At 41.5% G+C, this 23,496-nt stretch carries 20 protein-coding genes and 1 pseudogene; 17 read left to right on the top strand and 4 right to left on the bottom strand.

Going from position 1 to position 23,496, the window contains the following annotated elements; all coding sequences use genetic code 11:
• Positions 1-11 precede the first annotated feature (11 nt).
• On the bottom strand, positions 12-500 hold the full coding sequence (locus AABW11_RS19195; protein WP_340106958.1) for a transposase: 489 nt from the start codon (positions 498-500) through the stop codon (positions 12-14).
• Between the two features lie 394 nt (positions 501-894).
• Positions 895-976: pseudogene (locus AABW11_RS20230) on the bottom strand (transposase); the annotation flags it as partial.
• Between the two features lie 662 nt (positions 977-1,638).
• Here AABW11_RS20230 and AABW11_RS19190 point away from each other — a divergent pair.
• The 14 genes from AABW11_RS19190 (at position 1,639) to AABW11_RS19125 (ending at position 17,438) form a co-directional block, all read left to right on the top strand.
• The gene (locus AABW11_RS19190; protein WP_340106957.1) at positions 1,639-2,829 is read left to right on the top strand and encodes a glycosyltransferase family 4 protein; all 1,191 of its coding nucleotides are present in this window, start codon (positions 1,639-1,641) and stop codon (positions 2,827-2,829) included.
• A 5-nt stretch (positions 2,830-2,834) separates the two neighbouring features.
• Positions 2,835-3,620 (top strand): methionyl-tRNA formyltransferase, encoded by a 786-nt coding sequence (locus AABW11_RS19185; protein ID WP_340106956.1) that lies wholly within the window; start codon positions 2,835-2,837, stop codon positions 3,618-3,620.
• A gap of 23 nt (positions 3,621-3,643) precedes the next feature.
• Positions 3,644-4,753 (top strand): DegT/DnrJ/EryC1/StrS family aminotransferase, encoded by a 1,110-nt coding sequence (locus tag AABW11_RS19180; protein WP_340106955.1) that lies wholly within the window; start codon positions 3,644-3,646, stop codon positions 4,751-4,753.
• Positions 4,743-5,927, top strand: a complete 1,185-nt coding sequence (locus tag AABW11_RS19175) for a carboxylate--amine ligase (RefSeq protein ID WP_340106954.1) — start codon at positions 4,743-4,745, stop codon at positions 5,925-5,927. The genes AABW11_RS19180 and AABW11_RS19175 overlap by 11 nt, the downstream gene beginning before the upstream one ends.
• A 21-nt stretch (positions 5,928-5,948) precedes the next feature.
• Positions 5,949-7,079 (top strand): glycosyltransferase family 4 protein, encoded by a 1,131-nt coding sequence (locus tag AABW11_RS19170; RefSeq protein WP_340106953.1) that lies wholly within the window; start codon positions 5,949-5,951, stop codon positions 7,077-7,079.
• Positions 7,072-7,959 (top strand): polysaccharide deacetylase family protein, encoded by an 888-nt coding sequence (locus tag AABW11_RS19165; protein ID WP_340106952.1) that lies wholly within the window; start codon positions 7,072-7,074, stop codon positions 7,957-7,959. The genes AABW11_RS19170 and AABW11_RS19165 overlap by 8 nt, the downstream gene beginning before the upstream one ends.
• Before the next feature lie 23 nt (positions 7,960-7,982).
• Positions 7,983-9,095, top strand: coding sequence for a hypothetical protein (locus AABW11_RS19160; protein WP_340106951.1), 1,113 nt, complete (start codon positions 7,983-7,985; stop codon positions 9,093-9,095).
• A gap of 583 nt (positions 9,096-9,678) precedes the next feature.
• Positions 9,679-10,743: a sugar-transfer associated ATP-grasp domain-containing protein gene (locus AABW11_RS19155; RefSeq protein ID WP_340106950.1), complete on the top strand. Its 1,065-nt coding sequence runs from the start codon at positions 9,679-9,681 to the stop codon at positions 10,741-10,743.
• A 236-nt stretch (positions 10,744-10,979) separates the two neighbouring features.
• Positions 10,980-11,591, top strand: coding sequence for a sugar transferase (locus AABW11_RS19150; protein ID WP_340106949.1), 612 nt, complete (start codon positions 10,980-10,982; stop codon positions 11,589-11,591).
• Entirely contained in the window at positions 11,588-12,658 is a 1,071-nt protein-coding gene (locus tag AABW11_RS19145; RefSeq protein ID WP_340106948.1) for a hypothetical protein, read from the top strand. The genes AABW11_RS19150 and AABW11_RS19145 overlap by 4 nt, the downstream gene beginning before the upstream one ends.
• A 117-nt stretch (positions 12,659-12,775) precedes the next feature.
• Complete coding sequence (locus AABW11_RS19140) at positions 12,776-13,813, top strand: NAD-dependent epimerase/dehydratase family protein (RefSeq protein WP_340106947.1); 1,038 nt, start codon at positions 12,776-12,778, stop codon at positions 13,811-13,813.
• A 446-nt stretch (positions 13,814-14,259) separates the two neighbouring features.
• The gene (locus tag AABW11_RS19135; protein WP_340106946.1) at positions 14,260-15,009 is read left to right on the top strand and encodes a YdcF family protein; all 750 of its coding nucleotides are present in this window, start codon (positions 14,260-14,262) and stop codon (positions 15,007-15,009) included.
• A 1,248-nt stretch (positions 15,010-16,257) separates the two neighbouring features.
• The gene (locus AABW11_RS19130; RefSeq protein WP_340106945.1) at positions 16,258-16,395 is read left to right on the top strand and encodes a hypothetical protein; all 138 of its coding nucleotides are present in this window, start codon (positions 16,258-16,260) and stop codon (positions 16,393-16,395) included.
• 5 nt (positions 16,396-16,400) lie between these two features.
• Positions 16,401-17,438: a glycosyltransferase family 4 protein gene (locus AABW11_RS19125; protein ID WP_340106944.1), complete on the top strand. Its 1,038-nt coding sequence runs from the start codon at positions 16,401-16,403 to the stop codon at positions 17,436-17,438.
• 442 nt (positions 17,439-17,880) lie between these two features.
• Here the strand turns inward: AABW11_RS19125 and AABW11_RS19120 are convergent, their stop codons facing one another.
• Positions 17,881-18,732, bottom strand: a complete 852-nt coding sequence (locus tag AABW11_RS19120) for an FkbM family methyltransferase (protein ID WP_340106943.1) — start codon at positions 18,730-18,732, stop codon at positions 17,881-17,883.
• 850 nt (positions 18,733-19,582) lie between these two features.
• Here AABW11_RS19120 and AABW11_RS19115 point away from each other — a divergent pair.
• Entirely contained in the window at positions 19,583-20,545 is a 963-nt protein-coding gene (locus AABW11_RS19115) for a glycosyltransferase family 8 protein (RefSeq protein ID WP_340106942.1), read from the top strand.
• A gap of 164 nt (positions 20,546-20,709) precedes the next feature.
• Positions 20,710-20,841, top strand: coding sequence for a hypothetical protein (locus tag AABW11_RS19110; RefSeq protein ID WP_340106941.1), 132 nt, complete (start codon positions 20,710-20,712; stop codon positions 20,839-20,841).
• A gap of 159 nt (positions 20,842-21,000) precedes the next feature.
• Here the strand turns inward: AABW11_RS19110 and AABW11_RS19105 are convergent, their stop codons facing one another.
• A complete protein-coding gene (locus AABW11_RS19105; RefSeq protein ID WP_340106940.1) occupies positions 21,001-21,846 on the bottom strand; it encodes a sulfotransferase family protein in 846 nt (281 codons plus the stop codon).
• A gap of 558 nt (positions 21,847-22,404) precedes the next feature.
• On the opposite strand from AABW11_RS19105, the gene AABW11_RS19100 reads away from it, so the two are divergent.
• Positions 22,405-23,196: a glycosyltransferase family 25 protein gene (locus tag AABW11_RS19100; RefSeq protein ID WP_340106939.1), complete on the top strand. Its 792-nt coding sequence runs from the start codon at positions 22,405-22,407 to the stop codon at positions 23,194-23,196.
• Positions 23,197-23,496 lie beyond the last annotated feature (300 nt).

The following is a 23,496-nucleotide window of genomic DNA, read 5'->3' as shown; positions in this document are numbered from 1 at the left end:
AGAAGCTCAAATCAAAGGGGAACTAAACTATGTCCATCGCTCCAGGCCAGGGTAAGCATGCGAAAGCCTTTGTAGAAGGTATTGTCGTTGTGGTCATGATGGCGCCCCAGAAGCTCCACCTTTTTACTTCGGTTACGCTTATAGGAGCTGTCATCTAGGATGAGTACCCGATCGCCACGCGCGGTCGTTAATTGGCTAAAAAAGGCGATGATCTGTCGAGCCACAGTGAACACAAGACGCTCCCAATTGTACCGCTTTTGGGCCAAAAACTCATAAAAGGCACTGCGTTCCGGAAGGGGATTGTCTTCCCCTTGAAAGCGATACACGTCGGAGTTGGAAAAGCGAAGTGCAAGGAAAAGCTGAAGAAGCCAATAGGCAGAATGGCCCGAGCGTTTATGGATGCCGGCCTGGTAGAGCACTGTAGCACTACAAAATTTCTTTGTCCTTGCGGATAACCAGGTGCTGTTTTTAAAGGGGGAATTGTCTATATTTGAGTCCATAAGAATAACTCCTAACTGATTGTTTGTTAATGATTTAGATACCATTTAACATACGCAATTAAGCGGACTCATTCTTCTTTATTTCCATAAATAACAACAACTTATGGATTTTCTAACCCTCCTAATTCTGAACCCCGAGAGTTGAGTTTATTAAATTAGTTGTGTCCGGTTAAAAGTCGAAGAGCCCTAATTGGTTACGAGTTTGGATATTTTTTCGTGAATGAATTATCGTAAAATAGCTATTTAAGCGGTATGCGGGATATTATTGCCACACTGAGGCCTTGTATCATAGTGTTCAATTCAACTTTTAAATAATTATTTTTTGAATTATTAGTATGATTAAGTATCTGCATATAATTGTCCAGGTTTGGGTTTTTACCGCATTCGGCGATTACCCATAAAACGCCTTGATTCTTAAGTGCTGCTTAATCCATTTAAAGAATAGTTCTATTTGCCAGCGGCTTTTTGTAGTAGTCCCCAATCTTTTTTGTACTACATATTGTAATGTTCGTCAGCAGACTAATAGTCTGATTATGTTCTTGGTCGACCAGGCGACCAATCCGAAGAGGTTGCGGATACTGTATCTTAGGCTTATGTCCTGTTAAACGGATGATTTGATCACAGCACCCATTGAAGTTCTTCGTTGAGATCAAACCGCGTAGAACTCTTTTGATAAAACTGAAGGTTTTTTTGGACCGGATTATAAAGCGACCTCCACAGGTGTGTAGCTATTACAGGCAAATGAAGCCTGTATATCTACGAACTATGATATAGATGCTTTCCGGCTCAATCGGGATCAAATCTAGGGCACATCCGAGACCTGGATCGAAGCTACTCTGTCTGTGTTGTTCCTTCCTGCCGTAGCCTCACGCTTAAGCATGAATTTTTTTGAGAAAGCCCTAAAGAAAGTGATAACATCGGTTGATAAGCTGTAACGATTACTTTTTTAAACACTAAAGCCAAAGTACGGTTAAGTTTACAAGCTTTTAAAAAGCCTTTTTTTGTTTAATAAATAAAGTCAAACTGTCGATACGTTAGAATAGTACAGTTTTTAAATTTTCAAAAAATAATAAGTACACCGTTTATAATTTTTGTGGTATACTTACTAATTTACGTGTGGACCAATTAGTTGAATGCTATGAATATTCTTTTTGTAACAATTGCTTGGCCAAACAAAGAAGGTAGTAATCTCTATTCAGATCTTATGAATGAGTTTTATAAAGCAGGGCATAATGTTTATGTAGCCTATGCTGATGAAAAACAGATGGTAACAAATCTTTCTGATGAAAATGGGATCAGCGTTCTCCGAATAAAAACAGCGAGGATTAGAAAGGCCGGTAAATTAAGGAAGGCCATATCTTTGCCATTACTTGGTCTAAAATTTTATTTAGGGATTAGGCAAAATTTTTCCGGAGTACAATTTGACTTGATAATAGGTCATACACCGCCTATCACCCTTTCGGGTTTAATGAAGCGTTTAAAAAATAAGAACAATGCCTTCTTTTATCTTTTATTAAAAGATATCTGGCCCCATAGTTCTGTAGATTTGGGTATAATAAAAGAACATGGCTTGGTTTATAAATTTTTCAGGTGGCACGAAAAAAGAATATATAAGTTTGCTGATGCGATAGGCTGTATGTCACCTAAAAATGTAGATTATGTTTTAGAAAATAATCCTTGGATCAAACCGGAAAAAGTGGAAGAGTGTCCAAATTCTATTGCACCATCTAAAATTAAAAACGTAAATAGAAAAAAAATCAGGAAAAAGTATGAAATACCCATAGAATCTACTGTTTTTATAATTAGCGGGAACTTGAGTTCAGGGCATGGTTTTGAGGCCTATCTCGATGTTATTGAAAGCCTCAAGAATAACGATGAGACCTATTTTGTAATTGGGGGTAGTGGCAATCAGTATGATTATATTAAAACTCAAATTGAAGAGAGAAAACTCCCGAATGTATTTCTCTATAGCTGGCTTCCTGATGAAGATTTCAAAAATATTTTAAAGGCGTGCGATGTAGGAGTTGTACTATTGAGTTCTAAATACAATGTACCACAGTTTCCATCACGCCTGCTTGGTTATCTTGAAGCATCCATGCCGGTTTTTTGTGCCGTAAACAGTGGGACTGACCTGGGTGATATAGTTGAAAATGCGGGATGTGGTATTTCAGTTAATCATGGAGATCGGGAGGCTATGAAAAATGCTATTTTGAAACTTACAAATGATGAAGAACTTCGATCAGATTTGGCATCGAACAGCAGGAAACTGCTTGAAGATAAATATTTGGCAAGTCAAAGCTATCAAAAAATTATTCGACATTTAAAATAACAAATATGAAAATTGTAGTTTTAGCAAATAACTATTCAATGACCACGGCAACTGCGCTTGCTCATTTACTAAAAAAAAATGAAGTTGATGTAGTTTCAGTTATTACTGTGCGTGGGTTGTTTAAGAAGAAATCAATGTTTGGATCGATATTATACAGTGTTAATCATTTAGGACTTAGATATACGGTCAACAAGTTTTTATTGTGGCTGCAAATAAAGCTAAGAGCTGCTTCTCCAAAATATTTTAGATTGGGAAATGAAAAGATTTATTATTCACTGGATGAACTTAAAAAAAAGGTGGATTTCGAAGAGAAACAGCTTGATGATATTAATTCAGAGAAAGCTGAAAGATATCTGAAGAACCTAAATCCTGACATAATTTTTTCTCTTAGTTTTCCATATATTCTAAAAGAAAACATTTTGAGAATCCCTAAACTGGGCACTATAAATTTACACAGATCTTATCTGCCAAAATTCAGAGGTGGAAGCCCTGTTTTTTGGGTTCGTGCAATGGGGGAAAAAAGTACCGGTTTTACAATACATCATATCTCAGAAGGTGCGGTTGATTCGGGAAATATTCTAATTCAGAAAAGAATTGAAATAGATTATAAAAGGGATTCACATAAAAAAATAATGTTGAAACTTTGCAATTTGATACCAGAGGCCCTAGATCAGCTCTTTTCAAAAATAAATGGCGAGCTTCCTGTGGGGATTGAACAAAATGAAGAGGAGGCTTCATCTTTTAGAAAGCCGGATAAATCTGTAAGAGTTAAGTATGGAATTTGGGATTAATGTTATCGGTTGAAAAAAAATAAATGAGATATAACATTGATTCACTACCGCCTGTCAACTGGTTAACGTACACGATAGGTTTTTTTAAGAATGGGCTAAATTTTCAGGATGTTCTGCTCACATTAAGGGGAAGAGATGCAATAAGAGTAGCTCTTAAAACAATTAACATACAAAAAGATGATGTTATATTACTGCCAGCATTGATTTGTAATACAGTTACCGGTCCTATATCCTCAAGTTGTAAAATAAAATACTACGACCTTAAAAAAGATTACAGCATAAATATTGAACATATTAACCGACTAGTCAATTCAGATAAAAATATTCGCGCGATATATGTGGTTCATTATTTTGGATTTATCCAAAAAAAAACAAGTGAAATTAGAGATCTTTGTGATAAATTGGGTTTGATTTTAATAGATGACCATGCGCACTCAGCTCTTTCAGTTTTCGATTCAAATATTTCCGACGTTTCAATATTCAGTTTTCGAAAATTGTTGCCGACAGCAGATGGTGGGGGTATTCAATCTAAATTGAATGATAAGTCACTTTTGAATGATTTCAAGCCTACTTTAAAATCAAATCTATTAGGCTTGATAATTGGAATGAAAAGATTAATGGTAGCTCGTAGTGTAATCTTAAGAAAATGGGTGGGTAAGAGCATTCAAAAAAATATCGAACAAAAGAGTGAGTTGGCTACCCCGGTTAGCGCCAAACCAATATCCAGATTTGCATCAGGAATCATAAAGAGTGCTGATTTAAATCAAATTTCCAGAAAAAGAAGAAACCAATTTTATCAATGGAATTCTCTTATGATGAAGTACAATCAAATTCCGGTCTTCGATACACTTGAGAATGGAACTGTACCTTATGGGTTTCCCGTAAGGTTATCGAATCCTAAACGAGTTCAGTCACACTTTAAAAAGTACTCTGTTTATTTAAAGATTCATTGGGAAGAAATGCCTCAAGGACTTGAAAAGGAATGTCCCGTAAGCTATCAATTAGTAAATAACACAATCACATTACCCATTCATCCAGGCGTCACCCTCGAAGCGATGCAATTTATTGCAAAGGAATTCGATTCTATTGCAATGCCCATGGTTGGAGATGTCGGAGACATAAATGACTGTTAAAAGACTGAATGTTTTATTACTCGACCAGGGGCGTCAATCACTTCCTTTTTTGAAAGCTTTAAATAAAGCTGGTCATCGCGTTACTATAGTTTGCAATACAAAAATCTGTGAAGGTTTTTTTTCAAGGTACCCGGTAAAAAGAATAATATGGCCCAGTTACTTCAAAGATCGATCTGGCTTTGAAGAGAAGTTGTTCAGTTATCTGAAAAAGTTTCAACCGGATATTACGATCGCTGTAGGAGATATTACTGCAGAAATATTATCGAGAAATAAAAAAAGGATAGAACAATACACTAGTGTTACTGTACCTGAATATGATATATTTGAAAAGGTGACGGACAAATTGCTTTTGATGCAATATTGCATGAGAGAAAATATTCCATGCCCTCTGACTTACGATCTGAATGAAAAGTCAATAAGTTCGATGGGCAGTAAGCTTACTTTTCCGGTAATAATTAAGCCTAGAAAAGGAATTGGAGCAATAGGAGTACAAAAGATTGAGTCTCACGAAGAACTTACTGAAAGTTACAAAGATTTGAAGGATAAGTATGGAGAGATGCTTATTCAGGAGTATATCCCTCAAGAGGGCGGAATGCAATATCAGGCTGAAGCTTTTTTAGATAATGAAAGTTGTATGAAAGCCTGTGTGGTGTTAAAGAAGCCCAGATTCTTTCCAGTAACAGGGGGGACAAGTACAGCAAACGAAACGATATTTGAGGATGAAATTGTAAAAACCTGTAGAAATCTTTTGGAAGGTCTCAAGTGGAAGGGTGCAGCAGATGTAGACATGATTCTGAATCCAGAAACAGGAATTATTCAGGTGTTGGAAATCAACCCACGTGTAACTGCGGGCATTAAAATTGCTTTTAAAGCCGGTGTAGATTTTGCTGAGTTACATTTAAAGTTAGCTATGGAACAGCCTATTGAATATATCAATAATTACAAATCTGGAATTTATTCCAGAAATCTGTTTATGGATATTTTGTGGTATCTTTTTTCTAATCAGAAAATGAAACGTGAAACGTCCCCCTCATTTTATAAATTCTTTGGTAGAAATGTAACATATCAGACGATAAGTGTAGATGACCCATTAACAGGTATTGGTTTTTTTCTAAATATGTCTAGAAAATATCTGAATATTAGAAATCTGATGGAAAAACTGGGTCAAAATTAACTTGTTAAGAGGTGAAAAGAAGTGAAGAAAATTATAATAAATTCTGGCTCTACTTTTAAGGGTGGTTCCGAACAAGTTGCCTTATCTTTTATACACGAATGCAAGGAGTACAATGAAATTGAGTTTTATGTAGTCATAGGTGAAAATTTAAGATCCCAGATTGATATGCAGTCTTTTCCAATGAATTTTCAATTTTATGTATTATCAAAGCGACCTGCATCAAACTTATTTACATTTATCAAGTCTATGCTGTGGTATCGTAAGCTTGAAAATGAAGTTAAACCTGATTGTGTGATTGCAACTGGTGGACATGGATACTGGAAACCAAAAGCTCCACTTATTGCTGGTTTTAATATTCCGCACTATCTATATCCTGAATCTCCTTATCTGTCAAGACAATCACTTCAAAAAAGGTTTTATTGGCTGCTTAAAAAACAAATTGATATGTGTTTTTTTAAGAGAGTGGATGCTTATCTGGCTCAAACTGATGATGTAAATAGAAGAATTCGAAAATTGATGAAGAGCGATAATGTGATTACGGTTGCAAATACCGTCCATAGTTGTTTCTACAACCCTGTGCAGACGAATAAAAAGCTTCAGTCGAAAGAGAATGGAGAAGTTAGAATGCTAACACTTAGCTCTTACTATCCACATAAAAATATTGAGATTTTAAATAAGGTAATTCCTGAACTGAGAAAGCGAGGATACGATAATATTAAATTTGTTCTTACGCTACCTAAAAATAAATTTGAGACCGTTATTAATAAAAATGTGAGGGAAAGTATTATTAACATTGGGGCAGTGCCGATAGAAGAGTGCCCTTCGCTCTATGAAGAGGTTGATTTCCTGTTTTTACCAACACTCCTTGAATGCTTTTCAGCATCATATGCTGAAGCCATGATTATGGGAAAGCCAATTCTTACTTCAGATCTTGGTTTTGCACATACGGTATGTGACGATGCAGCAGAGTATTTTGATCCACTTGATGCGGTTGATATCAGCAATAAAATCATTTCACTAATTCAGGATGAAGAAAAACAAAAAAACATGAAAGATGCTGGTAAAAAAAGAGTAGTGATGCTGAACACAGCCAAGGAAAGAGCTGAAAAATACATTGAAATATGTAAAAAGTTCAGTACCGAAAATGATTAAAATCAATAATTCAACATTCACAATAGATGTAGAGGATGGTATAAGCATCGCTATGAGGGATGCTTTTTCTGTTCAGTCTCCACAGACAAATCGGGTTGTGCAACTCACAAAAAAAATTCTGTGTTTGCTTGATCGGCACGATGTAAAAGCGACGTTTTTTGTATTGGGTGTTGTAGCAGAAAACTTTCCGGAATTGGTAAAAAAAATTTCTGAAGGTGGACATGAGTTGGGCGTACACGGATACAACCATCTGCAGTTTTTCAGGATGAACAGAGGAGAGGCATTTCAGGAGCTCGATCGGGCAAAAAAACTAATTGAGGATATTTCAGGAAAAGCGGTTTACGGTCATCGGGCTCCGGCATTCTCAATTACACCGAAAACTAAATGGGGATTGGATGTTATTGTAGAGGCAGGCTTTGAGTATGACAGCAGTATTATGCCAATTCATGGAAAACGGTATGGGTGGCCCGGTTTTACAAAGGATATATGCCGTATTAAAACTCCAGCTGGTCATCAATTAATAGAAGTGCCTTTGTCAACACTATCTATTATGGGCAGGGAGATTCCAGTTTGCGGTGGCGGCTACCTTCGATTATTTCCGGAGGGGTTTACCAGATTGGCGATGAAGAAGATTACAAAAGAGCGGCCTGCAATTGTCTATATCCATCCATATGAGCTTGACACAGAGCCGTATCCCGACTACTATTTTGAGCAATTGAACAGAACGGGTTTTTTGAATAGAAATAAAATGAAGTCGATGTGGGTTAACAGAAAGTCGGTCTATCCAAAACTATCGGGACTCCTTGAAAACTACGAGTTCGAACCGCTGATAAACATCGTGCAAAAACATTCAGCGGATGAAGCGGCTATAAAGATATGATTGGGAAATTGAAAAGAAAATTTTTGCTGAACGCAAAAAACCTGGTAGGCTGGCGGACGAAGCGAAAAATCATCGTCATCTCTGTCGACGACTACGGGAACGTTCGGCTGGATTCAAAAAAGGCCCGGGAAGTGATGGATTCTGAAGGAATGATTGCAGAAAACAGATTTGACGCTCTGGATACGCTGGAAACCCGCACGGATCTTGAGATGCTTTTTGAGACGTTATCATCTGTCAAAGACAAACATGGCCGGCATGCAATATTCACACCCTTTGCAATGCCATGCAACATCAATTTTGAACAGATGGCAGAGGAGGATTATGAACAGTACCGATATGAAAATCTTCCGCAAACTTATGAAAAACTTGAAGTGCAGCAGCCTGAGGCGTACAAAAATACCTGGCCTCTTTGGAGAGAGGGAATGAAAAAAGGGCTTATGGTGCCTCTGTTTCATGGACGGGAACATCTGAACCTCAAGCTCTTCGAAGAGAAGCTGCAGAAACGGGACCAAGCTGTGATGGTTGCGCTCAAGAACCGTTCCTATACAAGTATTTCATCAGTCGAATATAGTACCATCTCCCCAATGGCTGCATTCGATTTTTGGGAGTTTGACGAGAACGAACGGTTTCACAAGATTATTCGGGATGGATTGGATCAGTTTGAGGCGGTTTATGGATACCGGTCCAACCATTTTAATCCCCCGGGCGGAAGGGAACACCCTGTCATTCACAGCACGCTCAAAGAATGTGGCGTGAATTATATCGATACGCCACTCATAAAAAGAGAGCATCAGGGACAAGGGAGGTATAAAAAAGAGTTTAATTTTACCGGGAAGAAGAATAATGAAGGACAAATCTTTCTGGTAAGAAATGTTGTCTTTGAACCTACCGAGAAACGTGGCATCAACTGGGTTGATTTTACACTGAAACAGGTTGAAGCCGCATTCCGCTGGAACCGCCCGGCAATTATCAGTTCACATCGCGTTAACTTTTGTGGCCATATTGACCCGGAGAACAGAGAAGAGGGGCTGAATGCATTACGGGAGCTATTGAATAGAATTACTGAGAGATGGCCGGAAGTGGAATTTATGGCGGCTAATGAACTGGGGGATTTAGTGGCTGGGAAGCAGGACTAAGACCTGGCAGCATTCCAGCGCTTTTCTGGTTTCTGTCAGCGTCGGAGTTGGGATACATTTCGTGGGACTGTTGAATCGTTGAAACGTTGAACTGTGGAATCGTCGAATTGTTGAACTGTGAAATTGGGTAAATATGCCAAGGCTTGGTATAAACATGGCATGTCTATTCAAGTTTTACAAATTGCTCTGCCTGTAAACTGGTTTAGGTCCAAATCTTATCGCTGAGAGATACAGACATGCTATGTTTTGGTTAGGGCTGAAAGTTCATCGGAAACATTGCATGCCTGTTTATGGGTGTGCGTGGTTATGGATTGTGAAATATAATTTGATATGGTTGTGTGGTCTTGGATTATAGAGACATGCCATGGATTGAGTGTACCGACGATGCTGACAGAAGCCCACCAAAAGCGCTGGGAATGCACTGCTAAAGCTGCACCTTCGGCTGTCAGGTCCACCTTCTCGGTCGAACGATTCATCGGATGAAGCGAATTCATCCGATGAAGAATGATTAAAAAGAGATAATTCAATCTTCAGGAAGAATATCAGTAAGTTTTGTTCAGACCTGGAAATAATACATATAGAGATGAAGCTAAAATTAAAACGAACACTTTACCTGGGATACTATCTCAAGGAGCTGGACAGGGAGTCGTTCAAGCGGTTCCTGAACCATGCGTGTGAGATAACAGGCAGAAGCCGGGCGGCGATCTGTTCTGATCTGCTGTCGTCCGTCTACAGGTATAATATTTCGATCCTTGAGTATTTCCAGTTCCGGTATTTTGAAAAGAGTGCCGCAGAGCGCAGAAATTGGGCGGGCACGGGATATATGTATGAGTACCAGCTAAGGATGAACCCGCTAGACAAGCGGCAGATCCTTGACGACAAGACTCTTTTTTACAAGAACTACGGTGATTTCTTTGTCCATACAGTCGCGGACAGAGAAGACCTGAAAAATCCTGATACCGCACAGAAGATCCTTTTTAATCCGTCGGGAAAGATTGTGTTTAAGCAATCTGACGGCAAATGCGGCGCCCAGGTGGATATCCGTAATGCGTCAGATTTTAAGCCGGATGAGATTGCCGGGTATATGGACTCTAACGATTATGACCTTGTAGAAGAATTTATAGAACAGCATTCCCACCTGAACCTGCTCTCTCCGTCGGCTGTTAATACCGTACGGATTATCACGCAGCTCGATGACATGGATGAAGTTGAGATTTTAGGTTGCCGCCTGCGCATTTCGGTGGATTCTCCGGTTGATAATATGGGCGCGGGAAACCTGGCTGCTCCGATTGACGAAGAAACCGGGGCAGTATCGGGCCCGGCTGTTTATAGCGATATTACAAAATCCGATTGCAGCGTCCATCCGATCACGGATGTAAAAATTGACGGGTTCCAGGTTCCGTTTTGGGACGAAATCCTGAAAATGGTAAAAAAAGCAGCGCAGCAACATCCGCAGAACCGTTCGATCGGCTGGGACGTGGTGGTTACCGAACGAGGTCCCGGCCTCATCGAAGGCAACCACGACTGGTGCAAACTCCTCTGGCAGCTCCCTGTAAAAAAAGGTCTGAAACCTATGCTGGAGAAGTATAGCGGAACAGAATCTTCGAAAAAGGAAAAGCGTGCTGAACCCGTTTCTGTACCATCGTGAAAAGGTGGTTGGGAAAAACTTCCCTTTTACAAAAGGGGGACAGAGGGGAATATCAAGCGAAACTATGCAATAACGAAATATTTTTTTTCAAGCCATAAACACCTCCTCCAAAAAAATCTTGCGGGATCATAAGCTTATAAGGAGATTATTAATTTTATTAGATTCAAACGGCAACCACCCCCAGCCCCTCCTTACGAAGGAGGGGAGTGTCATCGGCCACAAAATAATAATTACTAATGCTAAAACGCACATTCGACTTCATAGCATCCCTTTTGGGATTGGTTATCCTATCCCCGGTACTCCTGGTAGTATCGCTGTTTGTATGGGTGAAGCTGGGGCGGCCGGTGTTTTTTACGCAGGTGCGGCCCGGGTTGCACGGCGAACCGTTTAAGATGATTAAGTTTCGGACGATGACAAACGAGACGGACGGGAATGGAAACCTGCTGCCAAACGAAAAGCGGATGACGAGCTTCGGGAATTTTTTGCGATCGTCGAGCCTGGATGAACTGCCTGAGCTGTTCAACGTACTAAAGGGTGATATGAGCCTTGTTGGCCCGCGCCCGCTGCTGATGGACTACATTCCGTACTTTACGGATGAGCAGATGCAACGGCATGATGTAAAGCCGGGTATTACAGGATGGTCCCAGGTAAACGGACGCAATGCTATCGGATGGGACAAAAAGTTGTATCTGGATATATGGTATGTGGAGAAACGATCGTTCTGGCTGGATCTGAAAATCCTTTTTTTAACGGTAAAAAAGGTGTTCAAACGGGAAGGGATTACACATGATGGAGATGTCGCCATGCCACGATTTGATGAATATATGCAACAAAAAATATCAGAATGAAGACGATACTTGTTACAGGCGTTGGCGGACCCACGCCGCGCTCATTTGTAAGAGCCGTAAAAATGGCTGAAGGTCTCAGTGAAGAGTACAGATTTATTGGTGTGGACTGTAATCCCTTAGCCTATGGCCTTTATGACCGAAACCTGTTTGACAAAGCTTTCACGGTGCCAAGGGCGGATGATGCCGGCTACTGGGAAGTGATTAATGACATCATAGAAACCGAGGAGATTGAAGGGGCTGTTATCCTTCCAGAAGTGGAGGTGCTTGAATGGGCGAAAAACAGCGGCTCTAAGCTAACATCTTCCATTAAAGTGCACATGCCGGAGTATGATCTTGCCAATACGCTGGTGAACAAACACCGGTTGCACGATCTGCTCGAAGAGACTGACTGGGTTCCAGCCTTCAGGAGAGTTGATCCCGATAACTATAGTTATGACGATCTTTCGGTTGAGGTAGGTGATGTTTTCTGGATCCGCAGTACGGAAGGTTCCAGCGGGCTTGGTTCTTTGAAAATTGAATCGGAATCGGCACTGGCGCAATGGATTTCCATAAACAGCGATGTGAAAGAGTTTATTGCCACAGAATATTTGCCCGGCCGGAATATGGCGTGTAAAATGCTCTATTTTGATGGAAAACTTTCCAGAACAGCTTGTGCTGAGCGGGTGAACTATATTATGGCGAAAGTGGCCCCCTCCGGTATTACAGGGAATACCTCATTTGGCAGGCTGATCAATGAACCTGACCTGGTAGCCATATCTGAAGAGACCCTCCGTTTTATCTCAGATGAAGTGGGAAGTGACCTAAACGGGATCTTTACGGTTGATTTCAAAGAAGATGCCGATGGCGTACCTAAAATTACGGAGATTAATATACGGCACGTTGCGTTTACGTCATCCATAGCGGCAGGTGGCGCAAATCTGCCAGCTGACACGCTGGAAACGCTCTTTTCAGGTTCATTGTCGCCGGAGCGCATCGATTATACCTACGGGGAGGGGCTGATCTTTTTAAGGGATGTGGATTCTGTTCCGATAATCATGAAAGAAAAAGAACTGCTTGGGGAGCCGTAAAAAATTCGCTCTCCGGGTCAGATTTTTTTACCATTACTCCCGCTTCTTTTTGCTATTCTATGACATTTACAAATGGATTATAAAATTTCTGTAGCTGTAAAAACAAGGTAGTTTTTCATGAAAAAAATATTGGTGACCGGCGCAGCCGGATTTATAGGATATCATTTAAGTCAAAGACTGGTAAGGGAGGGATTTCACGTAACCAGTCTGGATAATCTGAATGACTACTACAGCACAGATCTCAAATATGCCAGACTGCGTGAGCTCGGGATTTCCGGTGCTTCAGAGAATAGTGTTCATTACGGAAAACCGGTTGAAAGCGACGGGAACGATACTTTCAGGTTTCTGAAGGCGGACCTCTCAGACCGTGAAACGATCGAAGGACTTTTCAGAGATACTGATTTTGACGCGGTCATCAATCTTGCAGCACAGGCTGGAGTCCGCTACAGCCTTGAAAATCCGCATGCCTATACCTCTTCCAATGTTGAAGGGTTTTTGAATATCCTGGAAGGATGCAGGAGCCGCAATGTGGAACATTTGATCTACGCCTCCTCCAGCTCTGTGTACGGGGCCGATGCAGAGATTCCATTCAATACGGCTGACCGTGTGGATACTCCCGTAAGCCTCTACGCTGCTACCAAGCTGGCGAACGAACACATGGCCTATACCTATTCCCATCTCTACGGAATTCCGTCCACGGGTCTTCGGTTTTTTACGGTCTACGGCCCCTGGGGGCGCCCCGATATGGCCTACTTCAAGTTTGCGAACCTGATGCGCAGCGGAAAACCGATTGATGTATATAATGAGGGTGACATGTCCCGCGATTTCACCTATGTGGATGATATTGTAGAGAGTATTTTCCGGCTGATCCCCCGTCCGCCGAAGGCTTCTGAGGATGAAAACGGAGTTGCAAACCGGCTTTTTAATATCGGAAACGGGTCACCGGTTAACCTGCTGGAGTTCATTCAGATCCTGGAGAAGCATATGGACGTGACGGCACAGAAAAATATGATGCCGATGCAGCCGGGTGACGTGGAACGAACCTGGGCTGATGTTACTGATTTGTTTGATTATATCGACTATCGTCCGAAGGTGAATATTGAGGAAGGGATTGAGAGGTTTATGGAGTGGTACAAGGAGTATTATGAGATGTGAGGGTTTAGTTTTGAGTTTTTAGTTTTTTAGTTGTGTGTGAGTCTTGAGTCTTGCACCCTGAACCTTGAATCCGGACGCTTCAAGGAGCTCTCTTCGTTCGCACGCTTGAAGGTCCTGAGACTTGCACCCTGAGCCCTGCACCCTGTGCCCTGTGCCCTGAGCTCTGCACCCTGAACCTTGAATCCGGACGCTTCAAGGAGCTCTCTTCGTTCGCACGCTTGAAGGTCCTGAGACTTGCACCCTGAGCCCTGCACCCTGTGCCCTGTGCCCTGAGCTCTGCACCCTGAACCTTGAATCCGGACGCTTCAAGGAGCTCTCTTCGTTCGCACGCTTGAAGGTCCTGAGACTTGCACCCTGCAACTTGCACCCTGCACCCTGCACCCTGTACCCTGCACCCTGTGCCTTGTGCCTTGCACCGTGTACCTCAAATTGAACGAGTTAATACTATGACATCCGTGATTAAGTTTCTGCTGGATCCGTTTAATATTCTTTGGTTTATGGTGGCGGCGGGGCTGGTTTGCCGGCTGGTTAATTATAGAAAATCGGCCCGGTATTTATTTATCGGGACAGGCGTCCTGTTTTTGGTTGTTACCACGCCCTTCGTTCCTATAAAGCTACTGGACTCTCTGGAGCGGCAGTATGAACCTATCTACGCAGATCAGCTTTCGGACAGGGACGCTTCCTATCATATCGTGGTTCTGGGACAGGGGCACGGCTATGATGACCGGCTGCCGGCGAACTCGTTACTTTCATCAGGAGCCCTCGGCCGGCTGGCGGAGGGGATCCGGCTGCACAGGCAGCTTTCCAGCAGCACGTTAATTCTTTCCGGTTTCTCATCAAGCGGACGAAAACCACAGGCGGAGATGCTGAGGGATGCGGCTCTTTTGCTTGGAGTCGATAAAGAGAGTACGCGGATGCAGACGGAGCCGGGTAACACCCTGGAGGAGGCGATGGTTTATGCAGAGCGTTTTTCGGGTGAGGAGAAAGTGATTCTTGTTACCAGCGCCGCACATATGCCCCGCAGCGTCATGCTGTTTGAGCGGGCCGGCATTGAAGTGATTCCCTCCCCGACAAACTACCGGCTAAAAGGAAGCTGGCGCAACGTCTGGTTTGGAATGCCATCCATGGATAATATTGAAAAGTTAAGGTCTGCAATCTACGAGTATGCGGCAATACTGAAGTATAAGATTGTTTGAGGTACGTAGAGCGGGTCGCTGACCCGCTTCCTGTGAGTGACTCATAGTATGAACTTTGGTGAAGGGGTCCGGGAGCTGCAGGTTGTTGGTCTGGAAAAGGGTCGTCGTCGTTGAGTATGTCGTTCCCGCTCTGCTCAGATGATTGGGGGGTACCCGCGGACTCTTGCCACATGGTGATCTACAGGACAGGAAGCCGAAAAGCACGGCTGCTCTGCCAGGTCCTTTGAAACCTATTTTTCGGTACTTGAGATAAGTAAGCAAGTGCAGGAATGTTTTCTTAAAACAGCTTAAGATTTTTTTAAATGGACGATATTTTACAATATGACCGGGGAGCAGCAAACGTGGCTTTTCGAGGAGATTAGAGTGACAATTCAATATCCTCTATCCGTTTAAATTAATCCAGATTCAATCCAGGTTAGATTGCTAAATAATTTGGGTCTATGTTGATCGGTGTGGGTAATTCATTTTTGTGATCTAAACAAAAAAGTGTAGAGTAAATGAAGAATGCACCTTATTAGTCTGGGACACCTTCGGCCTTGAAAGAATTGGCGATGAAGGGAACTGTAAGATCTGCGGGGACCTTTTATCATACCGGCGATGAACAAGTTAACTGTCGATAAGCGTGGTGGACCATTGATAAAAGGTAGCAGAGCTTACGTGACCGCGCCAATTTTTTCACAGCCTTGATTTTTTGGTTCGTTTTGCCACGAAGTGATCCCTACGGGGCATCAAGGCAAAATGAACAGAACCCTTTATTGATCTGTGTGTATATTAAAAACTCGGATGTAATTTTCCGCAGTAAACGATACGTCACCAACTATAGAATCTCAGATATTTGATTTCATCAATGATCAATATCAAGCAAATAAAACATAAGCTTTTCGTGTTTTCCTGATACTTTTCCCAAAGGGACAGGTGAACGGTCAAAAGTATCCATGCCCAAGGCATCCCTTCGGGGAAACCCGCCGGCTAAAGATTTGCTCCGGTGGGCACATTTGAACACTTTGCGATGTGACACCCCTCCGGCTAAAGCCGCTCTCCCCTCAAGGGGAGATAACGAAGGTCCGCATCGCTTTGTCCATGTAAATTATATTCGGCCGGTATGTTTTTACACCCATCGCATGCGTGTTAAAATGTGCAGACACCACTTGCTCAAATCGGAGGCCGGTTAGGTGAAAAGCCCCAACGCATTTTTAAATGAGTTATTAAACAACCCACACAAATCAACATAGAGCCAATAATTTTGATATGGCAGATTCCCTAAAGGTAGGAATAGTTGCAAATGAATTTTTTGATCCGGCAATAGGCCGGGTTGGTGGTTTTGGATGGGCAGCCAAGAAGCAGCTGATGTACTTGGTAAGCATTCGTCCTGCAATGTGGATGTAAAATATTTGACAACGGGAGACCTGGGGGGTTCATCAAAAGAAAATGTGGTTCTGGATGGTATTCCGGTCATCACAGTGAATGGCAGCCGATTTCAAAAGGCACTGCAAATAGTTCGGTTGGAGATTGATGTAATATTAACAATTGATTACCGATGCAATTACAGGGGAATATTTAATATACTGCCGTTTACGCCCGTTATCACCTGGGTAAGAGATCCGCGTACACAGGCTGTTATTGAAAAGGTGAACTCCCTGAAAATCCCCGGGAAAAATGTTGAACCCGCGGGAATCTGCATCCCGGAGACCCGGAATCTCGCGGCTTACAGAAAGAGACCTTTTCCTTTAAAAAACCGCGTTACGCTGGCAAACAAAATGTCGCATCTGAAAGAAAAAAATGAAGATGTGTATAATATTCCGGGATCGGAGTGGGTACTGCCCAACCCCAGTGTAGTGGATTATTCCGGTGTAAACGTGAAAAAAGCGGAAAAGCCTACCGTAGTCTTTGTCGGCCGTCTCGATCCCATCAAGCGCCCCTGGCTCTTTGTTGAACTGGCCAGAATGTTTCCTGAAGCAGATTTTCTGATGCTGGGCAAAAATCATTTTGAAGAAGAGGATGGCTGGGAAATTAATAATGTACCGGAGAATCTGAAACTTCTGGGTCATGTAACCGGTGAAGAGAAATACCAGATTCTTTCTTCCGCCTGGATATTTGTGAATACGTCGATCCATGAAGAGTCACCCGTGTCCGCTTTTGAAGCGCTGGCGTATGAAACACCGCTGGTATGTTTTGAAGACTGGGGAGGTATAGTGAGCAGACATGGAATCTCTATAGGACAGCGGTTAGGAACAGGTCTGGACGGAATGCCCGATCTTGTGTCTGCAGTAAAGCAACTTCTTAACGATGAGGAATTGCGAACGAAGTATGGGAAGAGAGGAAGAGCTTTTGTTGAAAAAGAGCATAACGATGAGGCTTTTCTTACAGCCTTTCGGGAATTATGTATTCACACAGGTGTAAAAAGAGCGAAGGATTCAATATTGGTTTAATGATGAAATTATTAACCGGAGACTGAAGAAGGATGACAGTTTTTTAAACTGTTGAGTGCTGAGTGTTTAGTTTTTATTTTGTTCGGATTAAAATTTAGATACGATCAGATGAATCAGGTTTATTGACGGGAGAAATGATTATCGCTCTTGAATCTGGTTTTCCCTCTCGGCTCAGGCGAGCCGAGCTACGTAGAGCGGGTCGCTGATCCGCTTCCTGTGAGTAATGCACAGCTATAAATCTGGCGGAAGGGTGAGGAACTGAACGTTGAAGGCTCACTACTGTCGATTACGTCATCCTCTCCCTCACTAACACTCTCCCTCGCGCGCATAACTCAGGCTTGCCGAGCTACGAGTACGTACTGCGCTCTAGCCACAGGTAATCCACAGGACGGAAAGCTGAAAGGCACAGCTGTTCTGCCAGGTATTTTGATTCGCCATTGGATCACGAAAACCGGTTATTTTTATAGACATGGTCACCGTAAAGGCGTTCAATCATTCTGAACCCGGAATTTTTTAGTTGTTCTTTAGTTTTACGGATCGCATCTGCCCCGGCTCCCCATTCTTGAGGATGAAACTCAATGATAAGCGTATCCACATGCTGTTCCATGAGTTTAAATTCATGCTTGATTAATTCGGTTTCTGCACCTTCGATGTCAACTAAAAGGGATATTCTTGAAAAATTATTGTCCTTGATAATTTTTTCTAGTGTAATGGTTGGAACAGACACTGTTTTACCGCCCTCTCTGGCCTTGAGGCTGCTGCCGATAAAGTACCTTGGGCTAATCCAGAAATCAACCTCATCAGTACCATAGGCCAATGCGGCATGTATGATTTCAAAATCACATTGGTTGGTATTCCTGTTTTTCCTGAGGGTTTCTAACATATTAGGCTGGGCTTCTACGACAATATGATTTTGTGAATTCCGAAGCTTTCGGTTCGAGAGGCAGGCTGAAACTCCTATACAACCTCCAATTTCAACTACCGGGAGGTCGGGATTTAGATATTTCCGGATTAACTCATGAGTGCCGGGTTCAAATGTGTTAAACAGAAAACGGCCTTTCAGAAATGTTGCGATGTGCGGATTACTCAGGTCGAATTCCATTCCCCCAATAAATCCTTTATTTCCTCTCCATTCAACTAGTTTTCCTGCCGGCCAGTTTGTGTAGAAAAACCACCGGTGAAGTCGATTCCCAAGAATTTTAATTCGATCATTGACCGAGGATGCAGTGGATTTCAGCAGGCCAATCGGACCGGTTTCAATCCAGGTTTTTTTTACTTTATGAAATACAGTCATAGGGTCTCTTTATTCTGTTCTTTTTGAATGCAAAGATTTTATGTCAATTCATCTACAGCTATCATCACATTCAATAACAGAGGTAGATTAAGATCTAAATCATTTTAAGTATTATAAGAGATGTTTAAACTACAAGTGCTTAAGGTCCTCTAATCTTCCATTATATGAATGGTTCAATTCTGGGACTGTACAATAAGGTCGACGATTAATTTAGTACTTTAGTAAGTATATTGATAAATAAAAACAGTGTGTGCAGCCTTCTTGCCACATATTTGCTCCTTTATATTTGCTTTTGCGCTCCTTATGGAAGTGTTCTAGTTAATTGATTTGTCGAATACTTATTACACTGGAGTCTAATAATATTAACCCAGACTTTTTGAATAACTTAAAAGTATCAAAGTCGGTCAAGTCTCTCAGCAAATTATTGATATTTTACTTCGGTTTAACTCTCAAATGACAGAAAAGTCATGGTTTAGATATTAATACTACGGCGGCGCTGTCCCGAATCAGTCTGTTAATAATTTTGAAGATGACGTGCCGAAGTAACTTTATAATTTTTTAAAAGTTTTGCAGGCAATCTGGCGATGTACTATTCTATTGCAGTTAGGAAATAGTATGTGGCAGGAACTTCGTACAGGGTTAAAAAAAAATCGAGTTTTTTTAAAGAAAAAGGAGCTTTATTCTGTGTTAAAAAACAGAATGAGTTTCATTGAAATTTCAATTCATTTTGTTTGCAATAAGCTGACTAGTTCAAGATAAACGTCAGCGTAAAATCCGCACATGCGTTACACAGTTTGGATGGGGTTTAAAATAATTCTTTAATGTTTATTCTAATTACTCTAAGAAAATTATGATAGTTCTACTGAGTGCGGACGATAATTATATTCAACATGCAAGCGTCACGATCCGGTCGGTACTGGCTAATGCTTCATCGCCTGAGAAATTATCAATCAAGCTGATCAGCGACAATATTTCAAATAGGAATATTCATAAGCTAGAAGAATCACTCTCCGATTTTGAATCGGTATTAAATTTGGACGTAATAGAAATTCAGGAGCAACAGGTCCGCAGATTCAATCCAAAGACCGACTATCTTTCATCTGCTATATATCACAGAATTTATGCAGGGCAGTTTCTAAATGGCTACTCGGGCAAAGTAGTTTACCTTGATTCAGACGTGATTGTGAGAGAGGATATTATCAAATTATTTCAGGTTGATTTGGGAGACTATAGCATTGGTGCAGTTCGAAATGATGGATTATATCATCAGGAATCTCTGGGCATGCCGAAGGATAAGGTTTTCTTTAACTCCGGTATTTTGCTTATTGATCTGAATAAGTGGAGGGAACGGGAGATACTGCCGAAACTTGAAGCATTTATTTCTGAAAACAACGACTCCTTGAAATATCCTGACCAGTGTGCAATGAACGCTATACTGTATGACGATTGGTACTCACTGGATCCAAAATGGAATATGCATCGATATTTTTTCCTGAATCCGACTCATAGCGAACTCAAGCGTTATTCACTTCCGAAAAGAATCAAAAGCCCGGCCATAGTTCATTTTACGACACGTGATAAACCATGGTTTTTTATGTGTTCACATCCGTTTAAAAAAGAGTACTACAAGTACTTGAAAAAAACAGCGTGGGCTGATTATTCACCCCCGGATCTATCACTTCATAATTTTTACCTGAAATATGTCACAAAAATAAAATCATTTTTTAAAAACAATTATATCGGTCTTAGAGGAGTAATCGGTGGGTTGATGCCATTATCGTTGAAAAGATTTATTCGTCCAGTTTCAGATTGAAACGGTATTAAACAGGTAGTCTGTATGATCTATATGTAAGGTGTTTATTCAAACGTAAAACTACTTTCACATGATTTTTTCTATTAATAATGTTTCTTCGAAACAGCAGATATTGTCTTATCGCATTGCAATACTTTATTAAAAAACTGAGTTCGATTTAAAAAATGGCAAAAACAGTCCAAAACGGGCGTCATCTCGTACTTTCCACAAGCTGGCGGATACTGTCTCTAACTAAGGCAGGAGATGCCGGATCTAAGTCCGGCATGACATACATGATGCCGAATCAACTTAACTAATGCCCATTTTGGACTGTTTTTGTTGATAGCCGATAAATTTAAAAATCGAACTCAGATTAAAAGAGTAGCCTCTCCGAAAGTGATCTGTGAATAAGCAGTACAATTTTACCGATAGCACCACTGTCTTGAAGCGTGTTATAAATTTTAATGTTTATACCATCAACACGGCTTATCCCAGGCACTCAAATCCATATCTATCAGCTCTGAAAGCCTTTCGTTGTGGGGCCGGAAAAAACGATAGAGCTCTTCCTGTATTTCGGCATTCATCTTCGGATACCCAGCGTCTTTTTTGTACCCGTTAATTATTGTTACTGCCCGGTGGATAGGGCTGTATTCCATTAGTCCGGCTTGGGTTGTATAATAGAGCAGTTTTGGAAAGCGCGGCATAACGGTCTTGTGACTGTGCACTTCTTTGTAATTAAACCTTTCAGAATCAACTCCAATAAACTGGAAAAGATCGTTTAGAGCATGGTTCTTTGAATAAGGTTTAATCAGATCTTCAAAAAGTATAAAGTGCATTTGTTCCATAGGGAAATACTCAAGGTATCTCTGCACCTGCTCATGATAAATACTTCGGGTTCGGTACCCGTAAAAGATATTTCTTTTGATTCTTTTGCTTTCATTTTCTATCGTTTTTTCGAAGGTCAATTTCTCAACACCCTTTTTGACTCTATGCAAATAGTTTGAATAGGCTCTCTTTACAGGATTTCTGAAGATCCAGATAATTTTTGCGTGAGGCACCGCTTCATGAATCCGTTTTTCCATTCCCGGCATATAGGAGTAGGTGGGCGTTTTTTCACCTACAAAGCAGGCGTCGTCACTCTTGCCTTCCAGAAGTTTTTCACGGTACCAGTCCATTCCCTTATCGAAGTTTTTTTGGCTATCGAAGAAATGGAGCTCATTCGGGGCAACATGGATTTTTTCGTGGTTGTTGAGATGAGCTCCAAGTGTTGTGGTGCCGGATTTCATGGCTCCCACAATGATAAAATGGGGTATCTGATTCATATGTACTTAAGAACTAAAGAAAAGCTGCAAAGGTATTGGCAGGCAGATAACTAAAAAGAGCAAATTTGATTGCGGAAAATCGGAAATCTGTGACGCGATTCCTAAACGTTAGTAAATTCTAAGCTAACTCAAGTTGCTCGTAAACATCAGGTTAACTGCGCCTGTTGGTATATGAGATGCTGAAATGCTACAATTAACTGGTAGGCCACCGCTGTTATCAGTCGGAGGACAGTCGCGGTCTTGAGTAAAAGAGCAGAGCGAATGAGCGGAGAGATCTCCCCGTTAACGCGTTATAATTTTAATGATGGAAATTTAATGCCGATATTATACCTGATTGTCACTCTTTTTTAATATCATCCCTAGGAATTGTTTAGGGCTTATATTATGTAAGAATGCATCACCCGGAAAGTTGTGAATACAGAGCAATGTACTTATGTCTGCTATGTTGTATTCAACCCGGGTATTTTTTACAGGGAAAAAATTCGTTGACTGCAATTACAGCTCCATCGCTTGTCCGTAAATATTAATCATAAAGAATAGCAAACTTACTACATTCGAATGAGTCAAAATAAAAGAGAAAAGATATTCAGCCACCTGAACGAGTTTTTTGACAAAATTTATGTGATTACACTGAAGCGAAGCAAAGCCCGTCATGCGTCCATTAAACATTCACTCAAAGGGCTTGATTACGAGATTTACTGGGCGGTGGATGGGATGAAGCTGGATAGAAAGCAGCTCGAAAAAGAGGGGGTTTACAGTTCCGAGGGGGCCAGGCGGGCTAAAGCAGAGATGAAAGCACAGCCCGGGGAGATGACGATGGGAGCGATTGGGTGTGCGCTTTCCCATATCGGGATATTGGAAGAAACTCTGGAGCAGAACTATCAGAACGTTCTCATCCTGGAGGATGATATCTCCGTGAACGAAGAGTCTGCGGATACCCTGGTGAACGCGCTCGAAGAACTTCCGCCTGACTGGGAGCTGTTTTACCTGGGGTATCTTTTTAACAATAACTCAATGTCCTTTTCTTCCTACTTAAGGCAGTACTTAGCGTATCCCATCCTCAAGCTAACGGGTATCGAACGATATGATCCCCATGTGTTTCGCTGTAAATTTCCCCGTGACTACTCTGATCACCTGGACAGGTCCGGGTTCCATTATGGATGCCATGCCTACGGCGTTACCCCGGAGGGGGCCAGGAAGCTGATTGAAAGCCAAAAGCCTCTCGTGCGGGAGATAGATATACTATATGGCCTGATGTGCCAGTACGAAGAGGTAAAGGCTTTTAACGTTAAAGAGCGGGTTTTTCATCAAAACAGGGAAGACTTTCCGAGCACGATTGACGGGACGTAAGCTGACCTGCTATTTATCTTGCAGATCAATAAACAGCCGGCTTCTGATTTCAGGACTAAAGATCTACCAGTGACAGTTTGTAAAAAGTAGAGTACTTGAGCATATTTCAGGGATTCAAAAGCTCGGCTTTATTTATGATGCCTCCACTCGTACTGTCACTTCTTAAATGGTGTTGCCTTGCTTTTAGGCAAAATTAGCGGCTACCAATGACAGTTTGTAAAAAGTATTGCTTTAGGCTTTAGACAACGATGTTATTTTTTTGAGCACAAATCTAAACATTTGAAAATTTATAAACGGTTT

This window comes from Rhodohalobacter sp. 8-1 (genome assembly GCF_038150125.1).
Lineage (GTDB): Bacteria > Bacteroidota > Rhodothermia > Balneolales > Balneolaceae > SW132.
The sequence above is the reverse complement of the archived record's forward strand: the minus strand, read 5'-3'. Positions and strand labels throughout refer to the sequence as shown.